This window comes from Haloprofundus marisrubri, from assembly GCF_001469955.1.
GTDB classification, from domain to species: Archaea; Halobacteriota; Halobacteria; order Halobacteriales; family Haloferacaceae; genus Haloprofundus; species Haloprofundus marisrubri.
Window position 1 is genome coordinate 571422 of sequence record NZ_LOPU01000018.1, and the last position, 17715, is coordinate 589136.

General features: G+C 65.4%; 20 protein-coding genes. 10 read left to right on the plus strand and 10 right to left on the minus strand.

Annotated features, from left to right (window positions below; all coding sequences use genetic code 11):
* The first annotated feature begins 97 nt into the window (after positions 1–97).
* Complete coding sequence (locus AUR64_RS08675; protein WP_058581524.1) at positions 98–1276, plus strand: M24 family metallopeptidase; 1179 nt, start codon at positions 98–100, stop codon at positions 1274–1276.
* 62 nt (positions 1277–1338) lie between these two features.
* Here AUR64_RS08675 and AUR64_RS08680 read toward each other — a convergent pair whose 3' ends face one another.
* A complete protein-coding gene (locus tag AUR64_RS08680) occupies positions 1339–2184 on the minus strand; it encodes an SDR family oxidoreductase (RefSeq protein ID WP_058581525.1) in 846 nt (281 codons plus the stop codon).
* Positions 2185–2250: 66 nt separating this feature from the next.
* On the minus strand, positions 2251–3246 hold the full coding sequence (locus tag AUR64_RS08685) for an NAD-dependent epimerase/dehydratase family protein (RefSeq protein ID WP_058581526.1): 996 nt from the start codon (positions 3244–3246) through the stop codon (positions 2251–2253).
* A 105-nt stretch (positions 3247–3351) separates the two neighbouring features.
* On the opposite strand from AUR64_RS08685, the gene AUR64_RS08690 reads away from it, so the two are divergent.
* The 3 genes from AUR64_RS08690 (at position 3352) to AUR64_RS08700 (ending at position 7014) form a co-directional block, all read left to right on the plus strand.
* Complete coding sequence (locus AUR64_RS08690) at positions 3352–4524, plus strand: MFS transporter (RefSeq protein ID WP_058581863.1); 1173 nt, start codon at positions 3352–3354, stop codon at positions 4522–4524.
* Positions 4525–4777: 253 nt separating this feature from the next.
* The gene (locus AUR64_RS08695) at positions 4778–5611 is read left to right on the plus strand and encodes a prephenate dehydrogenase/arogenate dehydrogenase family protein (protein ID WP_071391238.1); all 834 of its coding nucleotides are present in this window, start codon (positions 4778–4780) and stop codon (positions 5609–5611) included.
* Positions 5608–7014 (plus strand): small ribosomal subunit Rsm22 family protein, encoded by a 1407-nt coding sequence (locus tag AUR64_RS08700; RefSeq protein WP_058581527.1) that lies wholly within the window; start codon positions 5608–5610, stop codon positions 7012–7014. Before AUR64_RS08695 ends, AUR64_RS08700 begins: the two co-directional genes overlap by 4 nt.
* A gap of 86 nt (positions 7015–7100) precedes the next feature.
* Here the strand turns inward: AUR64_RS08700 and AUR64_RS08705 are convergent, their stop codons facing one another.
* From AUR64_RS08705 to AUR64_RS08720, 4 genes are all read right to left on the minus strand, one after another.
* On the minus strand, positions 7101–7733 hold the full coding sequence (locus AUR64_RS08705; RefSeq protein ID WP_058581864.1) for an SDR family oxidoreductase: 633 nt from the start codon (positions 7731–7733) through the stop codon (positions 7101–7103).
* 65 nt (positions 7734–7798) lie between these two features.
* Positions 7799–8848, minus strand: coding sequence for an ABC transporter permease (locus tag AUR64_RS08710; RefSeq protein WP_058581528.1), 1050 nt, complete (start codon positions 8846–8848; stop codon positions 7799–7801).
* Positions 8841–10748 (minus strand): ABC transporter permease, encoded by a 1908-nt coding sequence (locus tag AUR64_RS08715; protein WP_394326099.1) that lies wholly within the window; start codon positions 10746–10748, stop codon positions 8841–8843. Before AUR64_RS08715 ends, AUR64_RS08710 begins: the two co-directional genes overlap by 8 nt.
* Positions 10745–11710: an ABC transporter ATP-binding protein gene (locus AUR64_RS08720; RefSeq protein ID WP_058581866.1), complete on the minus strand. Its 966-nt coding sequence runs from the start codon at positions 11708–11710 to the stop codon at positions 10745–10747. Before AUR64_RS08720 ends, AUR64_RS08715 begins: the two co-directional genes overlap by 4 nt.
* Positions 11711–11875: 165 nt before the next feature.
* Between AUR64_RS08720 and AUR64_RS08725 the strand changes: the two genes are divergently transcribed.
* On the plus strand, positions 11876–12088 hold the full coding sequence (locus AUR64_RS08725; RefSeq protein ID WP_058581529.1) for a hypothetical protein: 213 nt from the start codon (positions 11876–11878) through the stop codon (positions 12086–12088).
* A gap of 24 nt (positions 12089–12112) precedes the next feature.
* Here the strand turns inward: AUR64_RS08725 and AUR64_RS20910 are convergent, their stop codons facing one another.
* On the minus strand, positions 12113–12250 hold the full coding sequence (locus AUR64_RS20910; protein WP_169794661.1) for a hypothetical protein: 138 nt from the start codon (positions 12248–12250) through the stop codon (positions 12113–12115).
* 159 nt (positions 12251–12409) lie between these two features.
* Between AUR64_RS20910 and AUR64_RS08730 the strand changes: the two genes are divergently transcribed.
* On the plus strand, positions 12410–12844 hold the full coding sequence (locus AUR64_RS08730; RefSeq protein WP_394326100.1) for an SRPBCC family protein: 435 nt from the start codon (positions 12410–12412) through the stop codon (positions 12842–12844).
* A 22-nt stretch (positions 12845–12866) separates the two neighbouring features.
* On the opposite strand, the gene AUR64_RS08735 is transcribed toward AUR64_RS08730, so the two are convergent.
* A complete protein-coding gene (locus AUR64_RS08735; protein ID WP_058581530.1) occupies positions 12867–13451 on the minus strand; it encodes a flavin reductase family protein in 585 nt (194 codons plus the stop codon).
* The gene (locus AUR64_RS08740) at positions 13452–13937 is read right to left on the minus strand and encodes a VOC family protein (protein ID WP_058581531.1); all 486 of its coding nucleotides are present in this window, start codon (positions 13935–13937) and stop codon (positions 13452–13454) included.
* A 171-nt stretch (positions 13938–14108) separates the two neighbouring features.
* Here AUR64_RS08740 and AUR64_RS08745 point away from each other — a divergent pair, with 171 nt between their 5' ends.
* The 4 genes from AUR64_RS08745 to AUR64_RS08760 all read left to right on the plus strand — a co-directional run bounded on the left by AUR64_RS08745 (position 14109) and on the right by AUR64_RS08760 (position 16583).
* Positions 14109–14471, plus strand: coding sequence for a winged helix-turn-helix transcriptional regulator (locus AUR64_RS08745; RefSeq protein ID WP_058581532.1), 363 nt, complete (start codon positions 14109–14111; stop codon positions 14469–14471).
* A 28-nt stretch (positions 14472–14499) separates the two neighbouring features.
* The gene (locus tag AUR64_RS08750; RefSeq protein ID WP_058581533.1) at positions 14500–15204 is read left to right on the plus strand and encodes a DUF429 domain-containing protein; all 705 of its coding nucleotides are present in this window, start codon (positions 14500–14502) and stop codon (positions 15202–15204) included.
* Positions 15205–15463: 259 nt separating this feature from the next.
* Positions 15464–15895 (plus strand): hypothetical protein, encoded by a 432-nt coding sequence (locus AUR64_RS08755; protein ID WP_058581534.1) that lies wholly within the window; start codon positions 15464–15466, stop codon positions 15893–15895.
* Between the two features lie 130 nt (positions 15896–16025).
* Positions 16026–16583, plus strand: coding sequence for a response regulator (locus AUR64_RS08760; RefSeq protein ID WP_058581535.1), 558 nt, complete (start codon positions 16026–16028; stop codon positions 16581–16583).
* A 98-nt stretch (positions 16584–16681) separates the two neighbouring features.
* On the opposite strand, the gene AUR64_RS08765 is transcribed toward AUR64_RS08760, so the two are convergent.
* The gene (locus AUR64_RS08765; RefSeq protein ID WP_058581536.1) at positions 16682–17644 is read right to left on the minus strand and encodes a sensor histidine kinase; all 963 of its coding nucleotides are present in this window, start codon (positions 17642–17644) and stop codon (positions 16682–16684) included.
* Positions 17645–17715: the final 71 nt, after the last annotated feature.

A 17715-nucleotide genomic window follows, 5' to 3' on the forward strand; every position in this document is an offset into this window, starting at 1 on the left:
CCGTGCGCGCCGGTATCAGCGTACCGAAGCCGGTGACATTGCCTCGCCCGCTTCCGGGAAGCCAATCACTTTACCGTCGCGGTGTTCCCTCCGAGGTATGGAACCTGACCTCTCGACACTCGCGGAGTACCTCGAAACCGAGGGTTTCGACGGCTACCTCCTCGACGCCGACAGCGCCGACTCCAACCAACTGTATCTCTCGGGCTTCGACGCACCGGACCCGTTCGTGACCGTGTTCACTGGCGACGAGACACGAGTGCTCGTCAGCGGTCTGGAGTACGGCCGCGCGAAGAAGGAGAGTCGCGCCGACGCCGTCTACCGACTCGCCGACTACGACTTCCGGCAGCGACTGGCCGAGTACGGCCCGAAAGAGGGACGTGCCCGAACCATCGCGGCGTTTCTGGACGACGCGGGCGTCGAATCCGTGCTCGCGCCCGAACGCTTCCCACTCGGCACCGCCGACGGCCTCCGCGAGCAGGGCGGCGACGTGACCGCCGAGGAACGCGACGTCCTCGGTGACATCCGCGCCGTAAAGACCGACGAAGAGGTCGACAACGTCCGCGCCGCACAGAAGGCCAACGAAGCCGCGATGAAAGCGGCGGAAGACCTCATCCGCGCCGCCGACGTCGACGCCGACGGCATCCTCGTCTACGAGGGTGACCCGCTCACGAGCGAGCGCGTCCAACAGGAAATCGAGATTACGCTCCTGCGCGAGGGCTGTGCGCTCGACGAGACCATCGTCGCCTGCGGCGAGCAGGCCGCGGACCCCCACGACCGGGGCAGCGGCCCGCTTGCGGCGAACGAGTCCATCATCATCGACATTTTCCCGCGGAGCAAATCGACAAAGTATCACGCCGACATGACGCGGACGTTCGTCAAGGGCGAACCCAGCGACGAACTTCGCGAGTGGTTCGACATCACTGCCGAAGCCAAAGACGCCGCGTTCGACGCGCTCGAACCCGGTGCGACCGGTAAAGACGTTCACGACGCCGTCTGCGACGTGTACGAGAACGCCGGCCACGCGACGTTCCGCAGCGACCCGACCACAGAAACGGGCTTCATCCACAGCACCGGTCACGGCGTCGGCCTCGACGTCCACGAAGGCCCGCGTCTCAGCAGCGACGGCGAGGAACTGAAACCCGGCCACGTCGTCACCATCGAACCCGGCCTGTACGACCCGGCAGTCGGCGGCGTTCGCATCGAAGATATCGCCGTCGTCACCGAGGACGGCTACGACAACTTCACAGACTACCCGGTCGAACTCGTCGTCGACTGAACGTCGCCCACGTCGTCGGTTGAATCGTCAACGTCGTCGACTCAATCGCCGACTCTCTATGTTTACTCGTTCTGGCCGTATCCCGAGTCGAACAGTTGTGCCGACGTCGGACCGGGGTCGGTTCCCTCCACGACGGCGTAGTCCGAGAACTCCGAGACGCCCGTCTCGCGCAGAAGGTCCTCGTCGTAGAACTCGTTGCCGGTACACTCCGTCGGGTCGCGCGTCACGAGTTCGAGCATCGCGTCGACGACGATTTGGGGCGTCCGCCAGTCTTCGGGCTGCCCGAGGTTGAAGTGTCGCGTCGCCTCCGTCTCGATGGCGGAGGCGGGCCAGACGCTGTTGACCGCAATCTCGTCGCTTTTGAGTTCGTCGGCCAGCGAGCGCGCGAGGAACGTCATCCCGTACTTCGAGAGCGCGTAGGCAGCCTTCCCCGGCGACGACTCCATCGTCGTCGGCGGCGAGTTCATCACGACGTGGGCGTGGTCGCTCTCGCGGAGATACGGTAGCGCCGCGCGCGTCGTGACGTACGCCCCGCGAGCGTTGACGTCCATCAGGAGGTCGAATCGCTTGGCGGAAATCTCGTCGATGCCGCCGAACTGAATCGCACCCGCGTTGTTGATGACGAGGTCGAGTCCACCGAACTCGTCGACGGTCTCTTCGATGGCCGATTCGACGTTGGATTCGTCGCGCACGTCGAGTTGGAGCGCGATGGAGTCGCCGCCGCGTTCGCGTATCTCCTCTGTCGTCTGCGTGACGGTTCCGGGGAGTCGTTCGTGTTCGTCCATCGTTTTGCCCGTCGAGACGACGGCGGCCCCGGCGTCGGCGAAGGCGAGTGCGAGCGCTTTCCCGATGCCGCGGCTGGTTCCGGTGATGAACGCGACGCGTCCGTCGAGCGGTTTCTCGGTCATAACCCCCGTTCTCGGGGTCGGACCTTCATTGTTCGTGTCGAGCGTCTCACACGCTAGCGGATGTCGTCACGACTCGGTCGGCGACGGGTCGACCGACCCCGCTCGAAGCGCGTCGAGCGTCCCGTCGCGTCGCCACTGGTCGACGACCTGTCGAAGCCCCTCGTGGTGCGTCGGATACGTCGGCTGCCAGTCGGTCGCCGCCCGGAACGGTTCGTTCGAGGTCCGCATCGACGTGGTGAACTGCGAGACGGCCGCCGAGCCGACGGTCGCTCGCGCGACCCACGCGGGAATCGACAGCGGTTTCGGTGCGTCGAGGTAGTCGGCGAACGTCCGCAGGAACGCCCGCGTCGACACCGATTCGTCGTCGACGACGTGCCAGATTCCTTCTATCTCCGACTCGGCGGCAGCGACGAACGCGCTCGCGGCGTCGTCGGCGTGAATCGGCGCGATGACGACGTCGCCGCGGCCGAGTGGCCCCCGACCGATGGCGGGCAATCGCCGACGCAACAGTCGCTCGGCGAACTGCCGAGTGTGTGCCGCATCGGGGGCGTAGAAGACGCCGCACCGAAGGATTGCGGTCGAAAACGGCGCGTTCTCGCTGGCGGCCATCGAAATCTGTTCGGCGTCGACGGCCGACTGCGTGATTCGCGTCGGCCGCGGCGGCGACGACTCGTCGAACGGGTCGCCACGGTCGTTGGCGGCCACCCAGACGATGCTCTGCTGGAGATACTGGGACGCACCCACCGAGGCTGCGGCGGTCGTGAGCGCGCGGGTCCCCTCGCGTCGGACGCGGTCGTTTTTCTCCCACGCCGCCTCGCCGGCCTGCGGGTCGCTCGGAATCGCCGTCGCCGCGTGGATAACGGTGTCCGCCCCTTCGGCGGCGAGCGCGAGCGAATCCGCGTCGAAGAGGTCGCCACGAACGGGTTCGCCCCCGCGGGCGGCGACGGCTTCGTCGCCTGCGGCGTCGCGCGTGAGACCGACCACCTCGTGTCCGCGGTCGGCGAACTGTGAGACGAGTCGGCGTCCTAAAACGCCGGTCGAACCGGCTACGAATACGCGCATACGATGGAAGCCAAAGCCACGGGCAAAAGTGTTGCTCAAGTAACAGGCTTCGTACCAGCGTGCCGCTACCAGAACCCACTTGCTCCGGTGTCGACAACGCTCGGCGTGAACTGGCGTTACCGGAACACGGTGCTCGTCCTCTGTACGCTCGCGTTCTTTGCGACGATGGTCGCGCGCCTCGCCATCAGTCCGGTTGTCCCAGACATCACCGACCAGTTCTCCGTCTCGAACGGCGCGGTCGGACTCGCACTCGCGGGAATGTGGGCCGCCTACGCGACGATGCAGTTTCCCAGTGGCGTCCTCGGCGACAGATACGGCGAGCGTCGCGTCATCCTCGCGGCCGTCGGACTCACCGCGCTCGGCAGCCTTCTGTTGGCCGTCTCCCCGTCGTTTGCGACCTTTGCGGTGTTCACGCTCGCACTCGGTGCGGGCGCGGGGTTACATTACACCGTCGCCACGACGTTCATCTCCAAACAGTTCTCGAACATCGGCCGCGCCATCGGCGTCCACGTCGCCGGTGGGCCGCTCGCGGGCCTCTCCATCCCGGTTATCGCCGCGCTCGTCGCCACCCGGTACAACTGGCGGAGGGCGATGCTTTTGGGTGCTATCGCCGCGGTTCCGGTGTTTCTCCTGTTCCAGCGGCGCATCGAGCCGACAGCACCAGAACGTCCCGACCAGCCGATGCGCGAACGGTTCGCGTTCGGTTCGCTGGTCGAACTGCTCTCGCGGCCCGAAATCGTCTACACTACTGTCCTTGCCGTCGCCGGCGCGTTCACGTGGCAGGCGACGGCGTCGTTTCTGCCGACGTTTCTCGTCGCGTACCACGACCTCTCGGTGGCGACGGCGAGCGCGCTGTTCTCGCTGTACTTCGTCGTCCACGGCGCGACCCAACCGGTGATGGGCTACCTGTCTGACCGCTTCGACCGCGACGCCGCCGCTTCGCTGTCGATGGGTCTCGGTGTGCTCGGCTACGCGACGCTCGTCGAGGGGTCGACGCTCCCCGTCTTCGCTGTCGGCGCGTGCATGGTCGGCGTGGCGATGAGTTGGGGTGCGCCCATTCAGTCGCGCTTCATCGACAAACTCTCCGCAGAAGAGCGCGGCGCGGGGTTCGGCCTCGTCCGAACGGTGTACATGCTCATCGGTGCGACCGGGAGCTTGGTCGTCGGTGCGCTCTCGGACTCGGCGGGGTGGGCCGTCGCTATCGGCCTGCTCGTCGGCGTGATGGGCCTCGGGTTTTCGGTTCTCGCGGTGAATCGCATGCTGAAGTTGGGGTTGTGAGGGCGACGGCAAACGGATAGACGTGGGCGGATTGAACGCGCCTCAGTGTTGGTTTTTGAAGAGATAGCGCTGGCGTGCGGGATTCTGGTCGCTGTACGCGAGCGAACGAGAGCTCGGGAGAGCGAAGCTCTCCCGGCGTGAGTGAGCGCTTTTTGGTCCAGATTTTTCGAGGTAGTGGTCGCGCTTGCGCGACCCGACGAAGAAAAAGGTGGCATCGAACCCCTTTTGCGACGGCGTTGGCTACGAACGCCCAATGAACCTGCTCATCGTCGGCGCGGGCGCGATGGGTCGCTGGGTCGCCGACACCGTCCCGGCGGACGTCGCGTTCGCCGACACCGACCCCGAGGCCGCCGACGCGGCGGCCGCGGCCCACGACGCCCGTGCCGTCCCGACGGACACCGACGAGCGCTTCGACGCCGTCTGTCTCGCCGTGCCAATCTCGGCGGTCGAATCCGCTATCGCGGCGTACGCGCCGAACGCTACTGATGCCGTCTTCGACGTGACCGGCGTGATGGCCGGCCCCGTGTCGGCGCTGCGCGAACACGCCGCCGACTGCGAACGCGCGAGCTACCACCCGCTGTTCGCCCCGGAGAACGCACCGGGCAACGTCGCCGTCGTCGTCGACGAGGGTGGCCCGACGCTCGACGCCGTCGACGACGCGTTCGCCGCCGCCGGCAACGACGTGTTCGAGACGACGGTGGGCGAACACGACGGCGCGATGAAGACGGTCCAATCGGGCGCACACGCCGCGGTTCTCGCGTACGCGCTCGCCGCCGAAAACGTCCGCGAGGAGTTCGCCACCCCCGTCTCGGCCGCCTTGGACGACGTGGTCGACACGGTCACCGACGGCACGCCGCGCGTGTACGCGGAGATACAGGAGACGTTCGACGGCGCGTCGGGCGTCGCCGAAGCGGCGGCCCGAATCGCCGAGGCCGAGGGTGAGGCGTTCGAGACGCTGTACCGCGAAGCGGGCCGTCACGAGTCGGTCGACCCCGGAGCGCTCGGGCGCGAGTCCGACGGCGACGGCGGAGGTACTGCCGCCGAGGGTGCCGCCGCCGACAGCGACGAAGGAGGCGAGAGCCGATGACCGACCGTGAAGCCGTCGTTTCCAACGCGAAGTATCTCCGCAACGTCCGGCCCATCGACCCCGAGGAGATTGCCGAGTACATCGAAGGCTACCCACACCCGGCGGTCGTTCGCCAGACGCTCCGCGAGGAAGCGTTCGACCTCGGGTTGGTCGAACAGGACGACGGGACGTTCGTTCCCGTCGACGAGGGACCCGTCCCCCTCGGCGACTGGCGACCGGAGGCGCTGCCCGAGGCGTACTCCTTCGCCGTCGAAGACCTGCTCGTCGAGCGCTACGGCGCGAACTGGCACACGGGCGAGTCGGGTGACGAACTCCGCGAGGCCGTCCGTCGGCTGAAGGAGGATTACTACTACCAAAACGACGTGGAGTACGACGAGACGGCCGCGCTCGGCTACGCCATCTACCATCTCGCCGACTACTACGCCGAAGTAGGCTACGTGCTGAACGACCTCGCCGAGAACGGCCTGCTCCCGAAGACGCTTCGCGTCGTCGACGTGGGCGCGGGCGTCGGCGGCCCGGCGCTCGGCCTGCACGACTATCTCGGCGACGACAGTCTCGTCGATTACCACGCGGTCGAACCGAGTCCGGCCGCCGACGTTCTCGAACGCGTGCTCGACGAGACCCGCGAGAACTTCCGGACGACGGTCCACCGCGAAACCGCCGAAGCATTCGACCTCGATTCTGTCGGCGAGGTCGACCTCGTACTGTTCGGCAACGTCCTCAGCGAAGTCGCCGACCCCGTCGCGGTCGTTCGCCGCTATCTCGACGCACTGCCCGACGACGGCTCCGTCGTCGCACTCGCGCCCGCCGACAGAAACACGAGCATCGGCCTCCGGGAGGTCGAACGCGAAGTCGAATCCGAGGGTGGTGCGACGGTGTACTCGCCCGGACTCCGCCTGTGGCCCGACATGACGCCCTCCGACCGCGGGTGGTCGTTCGACGTGCGCGCCGACGTGGAGACGCCTGCGTTCCAGCGTCGTCTCGACGAGGGCGGCGCGAGCGACGGCACGTTCACCAAAACCTCGGTCCAGTTTTCCTACAGCATCCTCCGGAAGGACCGAAAACGGCGCGTTGACTTACGCGCCGACCGGAGTCGCCACGCGCGGATGGCCGAGATGGAGAAGCACGTTACCGACCGCATCGACCTCTTGGCGGTGAAACTCAGCCACAACCTCGCGGAGGGAGAGAACCGAAACCCCGTGTTCAAAATCGGCGACGGTAGCCAGTCGGTCGACCACTACGCCGTGCTCACGAGGGAGTCGGGGCTGAACCACGAACTCACGGAAGCAGAGTACGGCGCGATTCTCGGCTTCGAGAACGTGCTGTGTCTCTGGAACGACGACGAGGAGGCGTACAATCTCGTCGTCGACGGGGAGACGTTCGTCGAAATCGTCGTGCCCTGAGCGAGGTGACGGGTCGGTGGTCCGAGGATTTAACGATTCACCGACTCGATAACGCGACGGTTCAACGACCTACCGACTCGCCCGACTCAGTCCAGATTCTCCAAGGCTGTCTCTATCGGGTCGTCGCCCGCGAGTATCTCGAACGTCTTGCCCTCGGTGTTCTCGACCTCGAACGCGGTGACGAGCGTCTCCGCCACGTCGTCTCTGGTGATTTCGCCACGTTCGTCGAGTTTTTCGGCCGCTGAGATTGTGCCTTCTCCGTCGTCGTTCGTCAGTGCGCCCGGGCGGACGATAGTGTAATCCAAACTACTCTCGCGCAGATACTCGTCGGCGGCGGCTTTCGCTTCCAAGTAATCGCGGAGCGCCTCGGGACTCGACTCGGGTTCGTCGGCGTTCATCGCGCTGAGCATCACGTAGCGCGAAGCACCGAACTCCTCGGCGGCGTCTATCGTCCGAATCGCACCGTCTCGGTCGACGCCTTCCACGTCCTCACCGTTGGACCCCGCGGCGAACAGTATCGCGTCGCAGTCGCGGACCGCGCGTTCGACGTCGTCGTCGCTCGTGAGGTCGGCGACGACCACCTCGACGCCGTAGGCTTCCATCTCCGACACCTGTGCTTCGTCTCTGACCATCGCGACGGCCTCGTGGTCGCTGTTACTCAGCAGGTCGGTGATGCGCTTTCCGACGCCGCCGTGGGAACCGGGAACGAGTATTCGCACAGTAAACAGAACGAGACGCAGTCGGAAAAGTTCGGAGTCGTCGGAACCGTTTTGCAAATCGTCGGTCAGACGCTCGTCGCGTCGACCCGGCCGACTGCCGCCCGAACGCCGCCGTAGGCGACGACGGCGAGAGCGACGTAGCCGACGACGACGAGCGTCACCGCCGCGTCGGCGCTGCCGATGGCGAGTCGGGCGACGACGTTCGTCGGACTCACCGGTGAGAGCGTCGCACCCGCGAACGCGAGGAGGACGCCCAGCGAGTAGAGCAACTGCGCCGTCCGCCGTTCGGCGGTGACGAGTGAGACGAAGACGCCGAGTCCGGCGGCGAGCACCGCCATCGCGGCGACGAGCGCGAGCAGTCGGAGTGGCGCGAAGATGGCGGTGCCGTTGACCGATAGAACCACCAACCATAACGCCGCCTGTGCGGGTGCGAGACCCGCCGCCGCAAGCAGTTTGCCGTCGACGATGTCGGTGAGCGACAGCGGGGCGACGCGCAGCAGTTCCAGCGTGCCGCGCTCGAACTCCTCGGTCACCGAGTCGACGACGAGCGACCCGCTGATGAACACGGGCAGAAAGAGCAGCAGCGGAATCAGCGCCGTGTAGGTGAAGCCGTGGTACGGACTCGACGCGGGCGCGTCCGGCAGTTCAAGCGGCGGCGTCGACAGCGACTCCGAGCGCTCGAAGCGCTCGCGGCGTTCGAGTTCGCGGAGGGTGTCGCGCACCTGCGTGACGGTCACCGTCGTCCGGACGTTCTCGTCGGGCACCGTCGCAGTGACGTGTATCCGCCCGTCCCGACGGTCGGTGTGGAGAATCGCGTCGACCTGCCGGCGGTCGAACGCCTGCTGGGCCGCCCGCTCGGTGTCGAACAGAATCGGCTGTGCGCCGGAGACGCTGTGGGCCGCGTAGACGAGTTCGTAACGCGCCTCGCCGGAGACGCCGACGTCGACTTCGTACCCCTCGGCGCTCCCCGGGTCGTACAGCGAGACGAGGCCGACGACGAGAAACGACGAGAACGCCGCGATGAACAACTGGATGAGCAACGCGAGTACGATGGTCTTCTCGGAGCGAAGCACCGAGAGTTCGCGCCGTGCGATGGTGAGTCGGCGGTCACGCAACGGCAACCACCACCGCGAGGTTGTAGAACGTGTGAACCGCGACGGCGACCACCAACGAGGCGGCGTAGAGCAACCGATTCTTGCTCGCTCCGATGGCGGTGAGACTCGCCGTGACGACGTGCAAGAGAAGCGGTGCGAACAGCAACCCGAGCGCACCGGTCGCGCCGACTTCCGGAATCCCCGAGGTGGCGAACGCTGCCTCTCCGAGCGCCAACTCGGGAAGGTCGACCAGTTGGATAATCGCCGTCGCTTTCTCGCCGACGAAGAAGCCGACCGCCGAAAACGTCCCCAAGACCACTGCCGTCGACACCGAGCGCTCGAAGCGGTTCTTGGCGAATCCGGCGTAGACGTGGATGCTCTTTGCGAACTCCTCGACGGCGGCAATCGATGCCAGAAGAAGCGGCAGCGAGAGTTGAATCGGGAGCGCGAACAACACGGCGACGGTGAGCAGTTCGGCGACGAAGACGAACGGGATGAACAGTGCGCTCAACAGCGCGACGGAGCGCTTGCCCGAGAGTCGACTATCGAGGGCGTCGAGGAACTTCAGCGGCACCGCGCGCTGGGTGAACAGGTCCTCTTCTCGATACACGCCGACGCCGAGCAGAAACAGCACACCCGACCCGAAGTAAAACGAACCGGTGGCGAAGGCGTACTCGCCCGCCGACACGGCCGCGCCCTGTAGGTCGCGGACGACGAGCGTCAGCGGCGAGATGAGCGCGATGGGCGTCACGTCGGTGAAGATAGCCGGAACGAACGCGTAGGTGGTGATGAACACCGACAGCGCGACGGTGACGAACGTGAGTTCCTTGAACGACCGCGCGAACATCGCGCCGACGAACGTCGCCGCCAGATACGCCAGTGCGAGCGGGAACACCGCAGCGACCGAGAGTGGGCCACCACCGACGAGCACGGCGATGAGCGTCGTCACGCCGAGAATCGCCAGTGCGTAGGGAAGCGTCTTGCCGGCGACGATGCTCGTCGGCGACAGCGGCGCGACGAGCAGCAGTTCGCCGCGGCGGTTGATGCGTTCGTTGAGCATCGTGCTGCCGTACGACTGGATGACGAAGTTCACCGGGACGAGGAAGGCGAAGGCGAGCACGAGCGACCCAAAGGGGAACGGTGGCGCGATATCGGCCGGCGACCCCGAACTCTGTCCGCCGAACAGCGCACCGCCCCCACCGATGTCGGGGACGGCAAGCGCGCCGTCGGAGTCGTCGTCACCGGTGTCTGCGACTGCAGCACCGTCTCCGGACTGCTGGTCGGACGACCCTGCCGAACTCGACTCGCTATCGGAGGCTGACGACGCGCCGTCCGCGGTCGAATCGGTCGACGCTGCCGATTCCGACTCACCGGACGTGCCTCGGCGAGTGGAGACATCCCCACGAGTTGCGTAGCGTATCTCGACGACGACGGGGTACGCCGCCGTCCGATTTTCCTCACTGAGCATCCGCCGGTCGTTGTACGTCTGTACCGCCGACCTCGTCGCCGCTGCGGCCGCCCTGCTGCGGTCGGAATCGGCGTGTTCGATTTCGTTCCCGCTCACGAGTGCGTCTATCTCGCCGTCTCTCAACGCCGACTCGTCCGGCGGATGCACCGCCAACGGCTGACTCTCTTCGACCGCATCGTAGTACGGACTGTCGGGCGCGATGCCGACCCGGTAGATGTTCTCGTCGAGAGCGACGCCCGCGCCGCCCGTCGAGAGCGCCGCCACGCTGAACAAGCCGACCAAAGTCGCCGCGAGAAGCGCCGCACCGGCCGTCTTCCGGTCGAAAACGTCCGCGGTTCGGGAGGTCTCCCAGCGGGCGACGCGCAGCGTCTTTCGGGTCCAGTCGACGAGTCGAGCGAACGCGTCGCGGAGGCCGTCGGCGAGTCGCTCGGGGAGCGGTGGCGACCCGCTCACGACTCACCTCGGGCCGTCGACGGACCGCCGGCGATGTCGAGAAACAGGTCTTCGAGACTCGGTTCCTCGGTTCGGATGTCGACGACTGCACCGCCGTTCGATTCGGCCTCGCTGCGGACGCGTTCGACGGCGGCCATCTCGGCGACGACGGTTCGGTAGCGGGCCGTCCCGTCGGACGTATCAACTCGTTCGTTGGGTGCGTCGATTCGCTCTTCGGACGTGTCAACTCCGTTGATTCCGTCGTCGACTCGGTCGCTTCCTTCGACCGGGACCGTCGTGAACACGTGGTACGTCGTCTCGCCGTGGCGTTCCCGAATTTCGGGGACGGTGCCGCGGGCGACGATTTCGCCGCGGTTCATGATGATGACGCGGTCGCAGACGCTCTCGACGTGGTAGAGGTTGTGCGCGCTGAAGAGGACCGTCTTCCCCGCCGCGGCGAGTTCTCTGGTGAACTCCAGCACGTAGTTCGTCGTCAACGGGTCGAGGCCGCTGGCGGGTTCGTCGTAGATGAGCACGTCGGGGTCGTTGACGAGCGACCGCGCGATGGCGACTTTCCGTTTCATCCCCTTCGACATGTCACCGAGACGGCGCTCGCGGTGGTCCAGTTCTAACCGGTCCAACGTCTCTTCGCTGCGGCGAGTCGCTTCTTCTCTCGGCACATCGTAGAGGTCCGCGAAAAATCGGAGGTACGAACGCGGCGTCATGTCCTCGTACAGCGGCGACTCCTCGGGTAGAAAGCCCAGCGACGAGCGCATCGCCGGGTCGTCGGCGTCGTAGCCGGCGACGGTTGCAGTCCCGCCGGTCGGTTCGATGAGGCCGGCGAGCATCTTCAGCGTCGTCGTCTTCCCCGCCCCGTTCGGCCCGACGACGCCGAATATCTCCCCGTCGCCGACCTCGAACGAACTCCCCTCGACGGCGACGAAGCCGCCGTACTCCTTTCTGAGGTCCTCGACTGCTATCACGGCCGAGTCGAAGAACAACGACGTGATAAAATTATGGAGTGTCGGATGAGACTTCTATGTCCGAATTAGTTGCAGCTAAGACTGTTTACCGGCGCCGGATGGTGAGAATATGTCGGGTCGTTCACCCGTGCGACCTTTTACTACGGGAAGCGTTGAGAGATAACCGTGGCGTACGGAGACGACCTGACCCCGCGTTCGACGCTGCTCATCACGGGAACAATAGCGCTCGTCTGCTTCGCGACGGCAGCGCTGCTGTCGTTTCTCGGGCCGGGACTGCTCGGAACGACGGTGCTCGTCGGCGTGTTCGGCGTTCTCGGTGTGGCGATTCTCGCCGGCGGCATCGCTGGTGCGGTGTATCTCGTCGTGTTCGAGGAGTGAGACCGGTCCGTCGTACTCGCGCCGTTACTCGTCGCCGTCCGATTCGTCTCGATTGCCGCCGCGTCGCCAGACGTCGTCCGCCGAGACGCCGTTCGGCGCGGTGTGGCTCACGTCTTTCATGGTTCGTTTCTCTCCGTCTCGTGTCTTGGTGCTCCGTGACATCTTGCACCACGCTAGCCGGTGACCCTTCTTAACGCTTTCAGGGAGGGCATAATAACACTCATTACCACACTTATATCCTTATATGGATGCTTATTCGGCGAGTAATCGGCCCCTACTCCCGGACGACGGGGCTTTGCGACTGGCGTCCGTAGACGACGTGTGCACGGAACGCAGACGACGATGCGCCGGACGCCGGACGGGAGACGACTGCTCGTCAGTCGCCTCGTCGACGCCCCCGCCGAACGCGTGTGGGAGTTACTCGTCGAGACGCGGCACTGGTCGGCGTGGGGGCCGAGCGTCGACGACGTGGAACCGGCGGACACACGAGTGCGAGCGGGGACGACCGGCCGGGTTCGCGTCGCCGGGGTCGGTGTCTGGATTCCGTTCGAGGTGACCTCGCGTTCCGCCGACGAACTGCGGGGGACGTATCGCTGGACGTGGCGTGTTGCAGGTATCCCGGCGACGGGCCATCGCGTCGAATCGACGGGTGAAAATCGGTGCCGTGTCGGGTTCGAGATTCCGCTCTTGGCCGCGGGCTATGCGGCCGTCTGTACTGTGGCGCTCCGCCGAATCGAACGCCTCGCCGTCGAGTGAGCGTTCTGACGACCCCGGCGACTCACGGCGGCCGTTCGAGCGAAAACCGCTCGTCGGTCGTCGCGTACTGACTGCCCGAAAGGCGGCCGACTGCATCCAGTTTCGTCACGTCCATCTTCCCGTCGGTTAGGAGTTCGTCGGCGACGTGGGCGTGGACGACTTCGCCGAGAACCATCGTCGACCGGCCGATTTCCTGGGCGTCGTACAGGCGGCACTCGAAGGCGACTTTCGCGTCGGCGACGCGGGCGGCGTCGATAGTCGTCGCCTCCACTTTCTCCAACTCGGCGTGGTCGAACTCGCTCTCGCCGTGTTCGAGCGTCGCACTCGTCGCGTTCATCGCTTCGGCGAGGCCACGGGTGACGACGTGGACGACGAACTCCTCGGTGGCGAGGACGTTCTTCGTCGTGTCTTTTTCGTCCTCGCCGACGCCGACCGGCGAGAACATCACGATTGGTGGGTCGGGCGTGACGACGTTGAAGAAACTGTACGGTGCGAGGTTGTCGACGCCGTCCTCGCTTCGGCTGCTCACCCACGCGATTGGACGCGGGACGACCGACCCCGCGAGGAGTCGGTAGGGAGAACCGAACGCGTCGGGTGCGCCCTCCATTCAGTCGTCCCCGTAGCCCTTCTCGAACGGGTCGATTTCGTCGCTTCCGGGTTCCTCCTCGTCGTAGGTGAAACCCGGACCCATCGTGGCGAGTTCGAAGACGAGGCCGTCGGGGTCGGTGAAGTAGATGCTCTCGAAGTACGTTCGGTTCTTGACGTTCGAGACCCGCACGTCGTGGTTCATCAGGTGTTCGCGCCACTCCTCTAGGGTCTCTCTGTCCTCGACGCCGAAGGCGAAGTGGTGACTCGCTCCCGGACCGGGGACGCCGCGGGAGTCGGGATACTCGAAGTAGGTGACGTTGGTTCCCGGTTCGCCCTCCGGCGTCGGCGAGAAGTAGTAGTGCGGCGTTCCCGGGTCGTCGTAGTTCTGGGTCATCTTCACCGTGTGCCAGCCGAGAACGTCCTCGTAGAACGCCTTGGTCTCCTCCATGTCGGAGCAGATGTTCGTCACGTGGTGCAGTCCGGTCGTCGGTGGTGCGTCGGTCATGGTTGCTGTTAGGGCGAAAGTCGGTTAATCGTGTTGGCAGTGGTAGTTCGCGGTGGTTTTCCCGCGTTTCTCGCCCGCGTTCGTGGCGAAACGTGGTATCATCACGTTACCTGGTATTCGATACGAACCTATTTATCCGTTCGCGGACATAGACGTGACCAGGTAACACCGATGTCATCCAACCTCGACCCCGAGAAGCCGTTGGCAGTCTGTCCGGTCATCGACTCGCTCGAACAGATAGGGTCGCAGTGGCGACTCATCGTGCTGCACGACCTGCAGGACGGCGAGAAGCGGTTCAACGAACTGAAGCGTTCGACCGACGCGAGTTCGCGCACCCTCTCGCGCGTGCTCGACGACCTCCGGAAGATGGGTTTCGTCGACCGGCGACTGGAGGAGGATGCACCGGTGGCGACGTACTACAGCCTCACGCCGAAAGGTCGCTCGCTCTGTCCCGTCTTCGAGGAGATAGAGTCGTGGGCCGACGAGTGGCTCGCCGCCGACGCCGAGTCGCCGGTCGAGTCGCCGCCGCAGTGAGTTCTGTCGCAAGCACGGAGTCGAACCGATGACGGTCGTCGGTGTCGACGGCTGTCCGGCCGGATGGGTCGCGGCGACGCGGGACGAAGACGCCTACACGCTCGACGTACACGAGGATTTTTCCACGGTTGTCGCCGCCGCCACCGATGCGGACGCGAGTCGCCTGCTCGTCGACATCCCCATCGGCCTGCCCGAAGACGGCCGCCGACGCTGTGACGAACTCGCCCGAGAACGACTCGGCTCGCGGGCGTCGACGGTCTTTTTCGCGCCCTGTCGAGCGGTGTTGGACGCCGAGAGCCACGCGCAGGCGAGCGACGTGAACCGAGAACGGACGGGTTACGGACTGTCGATTCAGGCGTGGAACTTGGTGCCGAAGATACGTGAGGTGGACGCGGTGCTCCGCGCTGACGAGAACGCCCGCCGTCTCGTGCGTGAGGCACACCCGGAACTGGCGTTTCGCGCGTTGGCCGGCGGCGACCCGGTCGAAGCCTCGAAATCGTCCGCCGAGGGACGAGAGCGACGACGAGAACTGCTCGCCGCGACGACCTCGTCGGCGGACGCGGCGTACGAGCGGACCATCTCGCGGACGCTTCGCAAACACGTCGCCCGCGACGACGTTCTCGACGCGCTCTCGCTCGCCGCCGTCGCGTCCGAATCGCTCTCGACGATTCCGCCCGACCCGCCGCGTGACGCGGTCGGTCTTCCGATGAGTATCGTCGGCGGGCCTGTATGACATTGTTTCTCTATATCGGCAACTAAGCTGTCAAACGGGTAGTCGAATAGAGAATATAACCACATACACATACTACAATGTCGATTGTGCAAAGTTTCTTAACTACAAACCGAGTCCGTCGAAACGGCGCGAAAGTCCTGTGCCAATCGCGTGAGTCATCGACCAGTGCTGTCGTGTCGGCCGCCGCACCGATACGGCCTCTCGCGCCGCCGTCCCGTTTTCTCGACACGTCCAAATTCCCCCGCTCCTAACCGCAGGTATGTACACGGGTAAAACCGAGAAGCCGTGTTGTCTCTGCGGGGAGAAAGACACCGTCACCCGACTGGACCTGCCGCCGCGAGCGGTGACGCTGATGCGCAACAGCGACCCCATCGCGTGGCGCGACATCGTCGGTGAGGTGTCGATTCACTTCTGTGGCTCGGACTGGGAGACGGTCGTCGACCTCGTGTCGAATCTCGGAATGAGTCCGCTCTCACGCTGTAACGTCGCCTACGCGTCGTTCGACCTCCGCGAAGATTTCGAGGCGCTGTTGAACGCGACCCGTGACGAACCCGACCAGACCGAGACGGAGCGCCGACTCCTCGACAAGAGCGCTCGCGCCCTCGAAGACGACGACGCCGAACAGCGGGCGGTCGTCGAGGCGAAAGTGGTCCGGTGGGCGCTCGAAGACCTCGGTGTCGCCCCGTCGTGAGGCGACGGAGGAAGCTTTCAGGAACCGGCCGCCCTCGGTGTCTGACGATATTGTCAGTATCTGTGACTGTGATGTATTACCAAACTATTAACATGCTGGAAAGAACAGAGTGGACAAAGAGAGGCGTACCATGGACCACACCGTACTCGTCGTCGACGACGACCCAGACATCGCACGCGGACACGCCGCGCGCCTTCGAGACCGCTATCGGGTGTTGACCGCAACCAGCGGCGCTGAGGCGCTCGACCTCGCCGACGAAGCGGACGCAGTGCTGCTCGACCGGCGAATGCCGGGGATGTCGGGCGACGAGGTGCTTACCGCGCTGTACGAACGGAACAACCCGCCACAGGTGGCGATGGTCACCGCCGTCGACCCTACCACCGACGTCGCGGAGATGCCGTTCGACGAGTACCTCATCAAACCCGTCCGCCGCGACGACCTGTTCGCGGCCGTCGAGAGTCTGTTGGCGCGTGCGACGTACGACTCACAACTTCAGGAGTTCTTCGCCGTCGCCTCGAAAGTCGCGCTGTTGGAGACCGAACACAGTGTCCACCAACTCGAATCGGACTCGAACTACAAGCTCCTGAAGCGTCGACTGACGACGCTTCGCAAACAGACGACAGACCAGTTAGACGAACTCGGGTCGGAGAGCTACGCCGTCGCCATCGGTCCGGGCGACGCCTCCTAGAACGCTCAGTTCTCGTTTTTCTCGTGTTCCGATTGCTCTCGATTGTCGAGTAGCAGACAGCTCGGCTCTGTGGTGAAGAATCCGACTCGCTCCGCTTGTCACTCCGTCCGGACGTCGAGCGTCGCACCGGGGTCGTTGTACGCGGTGACGGTCCAGCCGTGTGCGTCGGCGATGCGCGCGACGATGCCGAGTCCCGCGCCGGAGCCGTTGCCAGTGGTGTGGCCCCACTCGAACAGTCGTGCGTCCTCGGGGAATCCGGGCCCGTCGTCCGCCACGGCGAACCCGTGCGGCGTCGTCTCGACGCTGACGGTCACGTCGTGGCCGCCGTGTCGGACGGCGTTTCTGAACGCGTTCTCGAACAGCAGCACCAGTAGCAGTGGGTCCGCCTCCATGGAGCGGTTCGACGAGACGACGAGGTTCGCATCGGTCGCGTCGACGCGCTCCCACGCGTCGGCCACGACGGATTCGAGTTCGAGCGTCTCCGGCGTGGCGTCGCCGCGGCCGACGGCCTCGGCTTCCTCGGCCAACGCTTGGAGGCGGGTAAGCACGCGGTCCAACTGGGCGGCGCTCGCCTCGTCGGTGAGCGAGTCCGCCGCGAAGTCGAGTTTCATCAACTGGTTGCCGAGTTCGTGGCCGAGCGTCGACCCGTACGCGTCGACGGAATCGGTCGTCTTCGACTGCGGAACGTCGCCGGCGGCCGAGTCGAGCAGCGCCCGCCGGACCCGTGTCGTCGCGTGCGTCACGTCCGCTGGAACCTGCTCGACGGCCGGCGGGAGTGCGGCCGTCTCGTCGCTCACGAACAGTCCGAGTGCCGTCGTTCGTCTGCGCGCGAGCGAGAAAACCTCCGATGGTGGCGTCAGAAGCGACCCGCCCGCGACGACGACAAAACAGTCGACAGGGCCGTCGTCGAGCGTCGCGAGTGCCGACGGTTCGTCGCTGACGTGCGTGGCCGTGACGGCGGATTCACCGAGTGCCTCGACGAGTTCACGGGTGAACTCGCCGTGTCCGAGGACGACGACTCGGCGTCGGTCGGCCCCGGTCTGTGCGAGCGGCACTGTCATCTATCGTGACGTTACGCTCAGGGGATATATCTCTTGTCACTGAGGCGAACCAAATCATTTAGTCCCCGAAA